This window comes from Rhodopirellula maiorica SM1 (genome assembly GCF_000346295.1).
GTDB classification, from domain to species: domain Bacteria; phylum Planctomycetota; class Planctomycetia; order Pirellulales; family Pirellulaceae; genus Novipirellula; species Novipirellula maiorica.
In genome coordinates, this window is record NZ_ANOG01000913.1 from 1 (window position 1) to 1,809 (window position 1,809).

Below are 1,809 nucleotides of genomic sequence, written 5' to 3' on the forward strand. Positions count from 1 at the left end.
AGACTGCTGAATTAGTCGGCTGATCTGGAAATGCGTAGAATGAAAGGGTGTCGATTCTCTTCTTATGGGTGAGAAAATGTTGGCGCCTTGGACTGATAAGTTTTTTAAGATTCCTGACTCCGACCTTGCGATCTATAAAAGGGTGCTGCCGGCGGAGTCACCGCTGCTGGATGCCCTCGAACTGATCAACTGGACCGCTCTGGATGCCCAAGTCCGATCGTTTTACTGTGAAAAGTATGGACAGCCTGCGATCCCTCCGCTGATCATGCTTAAGCTGGAATTCCTTAGCTTTTTCTATCGGCTGTCCGACGCCAAGGTGATCCAACGCTGCCAAACCGATTTGCTTTTCCGCTGGTTTCTGCAGGTCCCCATCTGCGCCCCGCTGCCCAACTCTTCCTCATTGACCCGATTTCGAGGACGGCTGGGGGCCGAGGGTTTCAAAAAGGTCTTTGATCAACTCATCAGCTCGGCGCGCGAGCAAGACTTGCTCAAAGATCGGCTACGGCTCAAAGACGCCAGTCATGTCTTGGCCAATGTCGCCATTCCTACCACACTCAGTTTGTTGGCTCAACTGCGAAACAGGATGCTGGACATCGTCCGGCAACTTGATCAGCAATCCGCCATTGGGTTCGAGATCAAAGCGGAGCAGGTTCGCCTTGAAACAGCTCAAGCGGAAGTAGAGGTTAAACTGCAATCACGGTTGGAACTAGTCATCGACATCCTGAAATGGTTGCAAGACCAACCGCCCGAACCACCATCGCCAACCCGTGATTCGCTGTGGAAGAAACTTGCGGCGATTCGTCAATTGGCGGAAAAGATCGTCAGGGATTGCCAACAGCCCGGTCAAGGCAACCGCACGCTCAGTGTGGTCGACCCCGATGCTAGGCGTGGTATGCATGGCAGTTTTTACGAAGGTTATATGGTCGATGTGATGATGGATGCTGATAGTCAATTAATCACCGAGGTGGAAGTAATCCCTGCCAACGGCGCAGAGGCCAACGACACCATCCACTTGGTCGAGATGGAGCAGCAAACTCATGGCAACCAGATCGCACAGATATCACTTGATGGAGCCGGCTTTAATGGCCCGATGCTTCGCACTCTTGAAGATCCCGCAGGCTTGGCTGTCGATGTTATATCGCCGCCAACGACTCGCGAAGAAACAGCCGGCTTTGCGGCGAGTAAGTTTCAATTGAATGAGGACAAAACACGAGTGACTTGCCCCGGTGGCCAAGTCTCGGGAAAAGCATGGTTCAAAAAGGAGAAGCCTCATTCGAGATTTTTTAATTTTGGCAAAACGCGATGTCTCGCCTGTCCGCTGTTGTCTCAGTGCCATCCCAGGATGAAAGAGACCAGTCGATGGGGCCGGCAAGTGAACAAGAATGAATTTGAGCATGAATACGAACGAGCCCGCCAGAAGTCGACGACAGCGGAGTATGAACGGGTTCGTCGAGAGCATCCTGCGATCGAGCGCAAAATCAACGAGATCGTCCGCCATCACGGTGGACGGCGAGCTCGCTACTGGGGGCTAAGCAAGGTGAGGATTCAGCAGATCATGACCTGTTTCGTGATCAATGTGAAACGGATACTAAAACTTCTTAAGGGAGAGGTAGAAGTGTGCGTCTTGACCATGCAATGAGGCAGTTAAGGGCACGCAAACTCGCTAAATTCGGCGGTTTGGAGCGTTGAATCAAGATAACCGACAGGTGTATGCCGGCTTCACAACAAAACGGCCAACCGCTTTGAAAATTGGGAAGCACTCACTTCCCCGAATAGCGTTCATCAAATGCTAGTTCTTCCGCAGTCTCC

Annotated in this window: 1 protein-coding gene; it reads left to right on the forward strand. The window is 52.0% G+C overall.

Annotated elements, in window-relative coordinates; genetic code table 11:
• Window positions 1–76 precede the first annotated feature (76 nt).
• Entirely contained in the window at window positions 77–1,639 is a 1,563-nt protein-coding gene (locus tag RMSM_RS29015) for an IS1182 family transposase (protein ID WP_160168405.1), read from the forward strand.
• Window positions 1,640–1,809 lie beyond the last annotated feature (170 nt).

Excerpts from the sequence above, each read along its gene's own strand:
- RMSM_RS29015 (WP_160168405.1), top strand. The coding sequence starts at position 77 with ATGTTGGCGCCTTGGACTGATAAGTTTTTTAAGATTCCTGACTCCGAC.